The 5,551-nt window shown below is 67.6% G+C and carries 5 protein-coding genes; 2 read left to right on the plus strand and 3 right to left on the minus strand.

Going from position 1 to position 5,551, the window contains the following annotated elements; all coding sequences use genetic code 11:
• The first annotated feature begins 159 nt into the window (after nucleotides 1-159).
• Complete coding sequence (locus G3N93_RS33170; protein WP_206134853.1) at nucleotides 160-690, plus strand: DUF3005 domain-containing protein; 531 nt, start codon at nucleotides 160-162, stop codon at nucleotides 688-690.
• 64 nt (nucleotides 691-754) lie between these two features.
• On the opposite strand, the gene G3N93_RS33175 is transcribed toward G3N93_RS33170, so the two are convergent.
• On the minus strand, nucleotides 755-1,519 hold the full coding sequence (locus G3N93_RS33175) for a DUF4397 domain-containing protein (protein WP_206134854.1): 765 nt from the start codon (nucleotides 1,517-1,519) through the stop codon (nucleotides 755-757).
• Nucleotides 1,520-1,855: 336 nt separating this feature from the next.
• Complete coding sequence (locus G3N93_RS33180) at nucleotides 1,856-3,163, minus strand: MFS transporter (RefSeq protein ID WP_174936053.1); 1,308 nt, start codon at nucleotides 3,161-3,163, stop codon at nucleotides 1,856-1,858.
• Between the two features lie 534 nt (nucleotides 3,164-3,697).
• Here G3N93_RS33180 and G3N93_RS33185 point away from each other — a divergent pair.
• Nucleotides 3,698-4,144, plus strand: coding sequence for a MarR family winged helix-turn-helix transcriptional regulator (locus G3N93_RS33185; RefSeq protein WP_046549825.1), 447 nt, complete (start codon nucleotides 3,698-3,700; stop codon nucleotides 4,142-4,144).
• 92 nt (nucleotides 4,145-4,236) lie between these two features.
• Here G3N93_RS33185 and G3N93_RS33190 read toward each other — a convergent pair.
• Nucleotides 4,237-5,551 (minus strand): xanthine dehydrogenase family protein molybdopterin-binding subunit (locus G3N93_RS33190; RefSeq protein ID WP_206134855.1); only part of this gene is annotated, 1,315 nt, incomplete at its 5' end.

Genomic DNA, 5,551 nt, shown 5'->3' on the forward strand with positions numbered 1-5,551 from the left:
GGTTGCGCTTCCGATCTCCGTGCCGGCCTGGCACGTGCGCCGGGTGGTGTGCGCGTGCCCTGCCGCACACATGAAAGATTTGCAAGGACCGTTGTAGCGATTCCCGGACCGGCGGCGCCAGCCTGATGCCGGTGCCCGCCGGCCGGACAAGGAGGTGCAATGCAGAACGCGGAATCGAACCCTGACCCGAAATATCGGCGAGACGAGGCGGCCAAGCGCCCGGCGACAGCGCCGGCGGCGCGCCGCATGCCCGCTGCGGCGAGCGGGCGCCCGTTGACGCCCGAAATGATTGCAGCGAAGACGCCGACCGGCCTGCCGCCGATCGAACGCGGCACGCATGCGCCCGACAGTGCCGACCCCGTACGGCGAGCGGCCGCCCGGATCCCGACGCTCGACAACGCGAACATGGCGATGACCGACAGCACGGTCGACGTCGACGGCAAGGGCATGGAAGCGGCCACAGGCGCGTCGAAGTGGCACGACAACGTGATTTATTCGAACGCGTCGCTCGACGAAGCGGTCGAGACGCCCGACGAAGGGCTCGGCGGGATCGAGAGCCGGCCGTCCGGCAACCTGCCGCAGATCGCGACACGGCCGGGCTGGCACGTGCGTCATGTCGGCGCGGTCGACGTCGAGCACGGCGACGGTACGCGCGCCGAGCATGTGATCGTCCTGGAGCGGAACAACTGACTGCGACGCGAGAAGGTACGGCGGCCGGCACGATTGCGCCGGCCGCCGTAACCGTTGGCGGTCCTTACTGCGGGCCGAGTTCCTGCGCGGACGTATCAGCGTCGTTGCCCTGCGCAACCAGCACGTGAATATCGTTCGGCGTCGCGTCGCCGACCCCACCCGACGGGATCGTCAGCAGCAGCCAGTCGGCGTTGTTGTTGATGGTGACCGGCGCGGTCTTGAGGATCGGCGTCTTGCTGCCGGCCGTCGTGACGATCACCTGGTAGCTGCCGCCGTTCAGGTAGATCGAATCCTGCGTCGATGCCGGCACCGCGTTCTGGTAGGCCGCGCCCGCGAGCGTCGGGCTTTGCGTCGTGATGTCGGTGCCGGGCGGGACGACGTACATGTCGACGTTCTGCGCGTTCGGCGACGCGTTGAAGCTGCGCACGCGCGCCTTGTCCGACAGCAGGCCCTTGTCGTACGGATCGTCGATCACGGAGATCAGCGACGTCGTGCTCGGCAGCGCGATCGTCGTGTAGTGATGGCCGTTTGCCGCGCTGAACGATTGCGCGGCGATGGTCGACGTCGTGCCGGAGATGTCGTAGCTCGCGTTCTGCGTGCCCGAGTCGACATCGTGATAGCGCGTCACGCCCTTGTACGCGATACCGCTCTGGTCGAGCTTCGCGTTCAGGTAGTAGTCGAGGTTCGGCCCGGCCGGCACCGCGTTGATGAAGCGCGCCTGCGGCTTCGAGATGCCGAGCTCGGTGCCGACGTCGTTGCCGTCGCCGCCACATGCCGCGAGCACGGAAACGACCGAGCACAGCGCGACCAGCGTTCGTATTGATTTCATGTTGTCCTCTCGTTCAGGGAACCTGCTTGCGATGCGGGATCGCCGCGCGAAGGATCGCGCGGTGCGCAGCGCCGGTTGAGGGAAGGATGCTGTCCGCCGGAGCGGCGGGCGCGTGGATGGCGCAAGCGATGTGCCTGCGTGGCGAAGGGCGGCGGGAAGGCGGGCGGGAAGGCGGGCGGGAAGGGGGCGGGAAGCGGCGCGGTAAGGCAGTGGGGCGAAGCGCGCACGCGCCGGTGGAGCGGCGCGCGCGGGGCGGGGCAGGTAGTGTGGGGTGGGTCGGCCCGCGCGACCGGCGCGGTTGTAAAAACGACCGCGTCGCGCGAGCGACGCGCTGCGTCAGCGGTTCACGAGCCGGGCCGGATAGGCGAGCGCGAGGGCGCAACCGATCACCATGCACGCGGCGAAACCGTACAGCCCCGCGCTTTGCGAATGGAACGTGTCGCGCAGCCAGCCGATGAAGTAGGTGCTGCCGAACCCGCCGAGGTTGGCGATCGAGCACGCGAACGCGATCCCGCCGGCGGCGGCCGAGCCCTTCAGGAACGTCGACGGCAATGCCCAGACCACCGGCATCGCGGCGGCCGCGCCCGCGTTGATCAGCGAGAACAGCAGCACCGTGCCGAACGTGCCGTGCGACGACGAGGCCGCGATCGCCAGCGCGACGGCCGACACCATGAACGGCACGACGATGTGCCAGCGGCGTTCGCGCGCGCGGTCGGAACTGGCGCCGCAGTACAGCGTGGCGAGCACGGCCGCGGCATTCGGGATCACCATCAGCCAGCCGATGTGATACGCATCCTTCACGCCGGTGTCGCGCAGGATCGTCGGCAGCCAGAAGCTCACCGCATAGAGGCCGAGCAGCACGCACAGGTCGATCAGGCCGAGCGCCCATACCTTCGGATCGGAGAACGCCTTGCCGAGCGCATGGCTCTTGTTGCCGGACGGGTCGGCGTCGAGGTTCGCACGCAACGCGTGCTTCTCGTCGGCATTCAGCCACTGCGCGGATTCGATGCTGTTGGGCAGCCAGCGCAGCACCGCGAAACCGAGCAGCACCGACGGCAGCGCTTCGAGCAGGAACAGCCACTGCCAGCCGCCGAGCCCGTGCGTGCCGTCGAACGCGCGCATGATCCAGCCGGAGATCGGGCTGCCGATCATGCTCGACAGCGGCAGCCCGACCATGAACAGCGCGACGATCCGCGCACGGCGCGCATCGGGATACCACTGCGTCAGGTACAGCAGCACGCCCGGCAGGAAGCCGGCCTCGGCCGCGCCGAGCAGGAAGCGCACGAGGTAGAACTGCGTCGGCGTGTGCACGAACATCGTCGCACCCGACAGCAGGCCCCACGTGATCATGATCCGCGCGATCCACAGCTTCGCACCGACGCGTTGCAGCACCAGGTTGCTCGGGACTTCGAACAGGATGTAGCCGGCGAAGAACAGGCCGGCGCCGAGCCCGTACACGGTATCGCTGAACTTCAGCGCGTCGAGCATCTGGAGTTTCGCGAGCCCGATGTTGATGCGGTCGAGATAGGCCGCGAAGTAGCACAGGCAGAAGAGGGTAATCAGGCGCAGCGTGACCTTGCGATAGAGATTGCCGTGCAGCGCGTCGTCGGGGGAAACGGCGGCGCTCGGGTGTGCGGTAGACATGGGATTGCCCCTGTTCGAATGTGACGGATGAATGGGTGGCCGATCGACGCGAGCGGACGTTCCGCTGCGCACTGGAGTCTGTATATCACGGCAATTAAATAGCGTACACACTAGAAAATACCGAATCGCACAGGCACGATTCAAGCCGCGTTCTGGCAAGCGTTTGCGTAAGAAAAGCCGCGTGTTTAATGAGGTTTTTGATGGTGATTCCTACGTTTTGAAAGAGGGTGTGGAGATGCGGCGGTATGCACAAAATTCGTGTGTATGCGCTTAAAAGTGAAGTGTATGCACGGAAGTTTGCAGAAGCGCGCAAGCACGTGCGCAGCAGCAGGTGCGAACGTGCATGGCCTGCCGTTTCGACGACGTTTCCGGCGGACGATGTGCAGCCGTCAGGCGATCGTCAGGCGCGCTGCGTGCCCGGTGCCGCGAATCCTGATGCACCGCAATGAAGCGGCAAGCTGGCCGCCGGCCGGGCCAAATTGAGGGTGTACACTGCTTGTCTTTCACTTACATGCGGCACGGGCCTGCACCTTCATGGCGTCTTCCAAGGATTCCTACGACTTTCACGACCAGGTCGGGCACCTGTTGCGCCGCGCGTATCAGCGGCACGTGTCGATCTTCCAGGAAGCGATCCCCGATTCGGATCTCACGGCTGCGCAGTTCGTCACGCTGTGTGCGGTCAAGGAGCGCCAGGGGTGCTCGCTGAACGACATCGTCAAGGCGACCGCGATCGACCAGGCGACGATCCGCGGCGTGGTCGATCGGCTGAAGGCGCGCGCGCTGATCGAGGTGCTGCCCGATCCGAACGACGGTCGCAAGCTGATCGTGCGCGCCACCGCAACCGGTCTCGCGCTGATCGACCGCACGGTACCGTTCGCGCGGCAGGTGACGGAGCGCACGTATGGCGCACTCAATCCGGGCGAGCGGGTCGCGCTGCAGTTCCTGCTGCGCAAGATGATGGAAGAAGACGGCGACGCATGATGCGCGTCGCGCGCGGGGCGGCAGTCATGCCAGTCTGGCCGGCCCGTTTGTCGGCGGGCTTGCACTTGATTCCGCGATGAAACCGGCAGCCATTAAGCCGTGCTGGTTGCCATCTGCGCACCAGCCGCGTCGGCCGTCATCAGCCTGCCTGCGTCGCGCAGCGCCGCCCGGATCGCCTCCGGCGTAAACGGCGGCGCGTAGAACCGCACACCGGTCGCATCGAACAATGCATTCGCGACGGCGGCCGGGCCCGGCACCGACGCCGATTCTCCCGCGCCGAGCGGCGGCTCGCCTTGCCTCGGCATCAGCACGACATCGACGTCCGGCACCTCCGCGAAGGTCAGGATCGGATAGCTCGCCCATTCGCGCGACGCGACCTTGCCGTCGGCGAAGCGCACGCGCTCCTTCAGCGTGCGGCTCAATACCTGGATCACGTTGCCGTGGATCTGGTGGCGCACGCCATCCGGGTTGATCATCGTGCCCGTGTCCTGGCCGACCGTGACGCGTTCGATGCGGATCTCGCCCGACACGCGATCGACGCTCAGGTCGACGATCCAGGCCGACCACGCGGCGCCGAAGCCGGGGAAGCGGCTGTGCACGTAGCGCGCATAGGCGACCCCGCGGCCGCGCACGAGCCGCGACGCAGCGGGTTCGTGCGGCGTGCCTTGCGCGCGCGGCGTCCAGCCTGCGCGGTCGGCCACGGCCTGCAGCAGTTCGGTTGCGCGCGTGTCCTGCAGATGGCGCAGCCGGAACGCAAGCGGGTCGACGCCGGTCAGCGCCGCGCATTCGTCGACGAACGCGTCGTGCGCGAACGAGTTCGGCAGTGCCGACACGCCGCGCAGCCACGACGCACGCACGAGCGGTGCAAGATCCTCGCAGACGAAGCGGCGATGCGGGCTCGCGTACGGCGACACGGCCGTGCGGTCGCCCATCTCGAACACGCGCGGCTCGGGCGCGATCGTGCCGGTCAGCAGCGCCGCGAGCAGCGGCGCGTCGTTCGACGGGTAGCGCGTCGTGAAGTCGTAGCCGAGCAGGCGGCAGTCGCGTGTGACGGTGCCGGTCACTTGCATCAGCTGGCCCGTGCCTTTCGGTTCCCACAGATGTTCGTCCGCGCGAGAGAGCTGCACGCGCACCGGGCGGCCGACCGCGCGCGACAGCAGCAGCGCGTCGCCGCACACGTCGTCCGCGCCGTTGCGGCCGTAGCAGCCGGCCGCCTCCATCCGCACCACGTCGAAATCGGCTTCGTCGCGCGCGACGAGCGTCGCGAGGTCGTAGCGCAGCGACACGGGATTCTGCGTGCCGGACCACACGGTGATCCGGCCGGCGCCCGGTTCGCGATAGTCGGCGAGCGCGCATGACGGGCCGATCGAGCCGTGCATCTGGAACGGCCATGCATAGGTGCGCGAC

The sequence above is a fragment of the Burkholderia sp. Se-20378 genome (assembly GCF_017104665.1).
Taxonomy (GTDB): domain Bacteria; phylum Pseudomonadota; class Gammaproteobacteria; order Burkholderiales; family Burkholderiaceae; genus Burkholderia; species Burkholderia lata.

Bases quoted from the DNA above. Each gene is read 5' to 3' on its own strand.
- G3N93_RS33170 (WP_206134853.1), top strand. From the start codon at position 160: ATGCAGAACGCGGAATCGAACCCTGACCCGAAATATCGGCGAGACGAG.
- G3N93_RS33175 (WP_206134854.1), bottom strand. From the start codon at position 1,519: ATGAAATCAATACGAACGCTGGTCGCGCTGTGCTCGGTCGTTTCCGTG.
- G3N93_RS33185 (WP_046549825.1), top strand. From the start codon at position 3,698: ATGGCGTCTTCCAAGGATTCCTACGACTTTCACGACCAGGTCGGGCAC.
- G3N93_RS33180 (WP_174936053.1), bottom strand. From the start codon at position 3,163: ATGTCTACCGCACACCCGAGCGCCGCCGTTTCCCCCGACGACGCGCTG.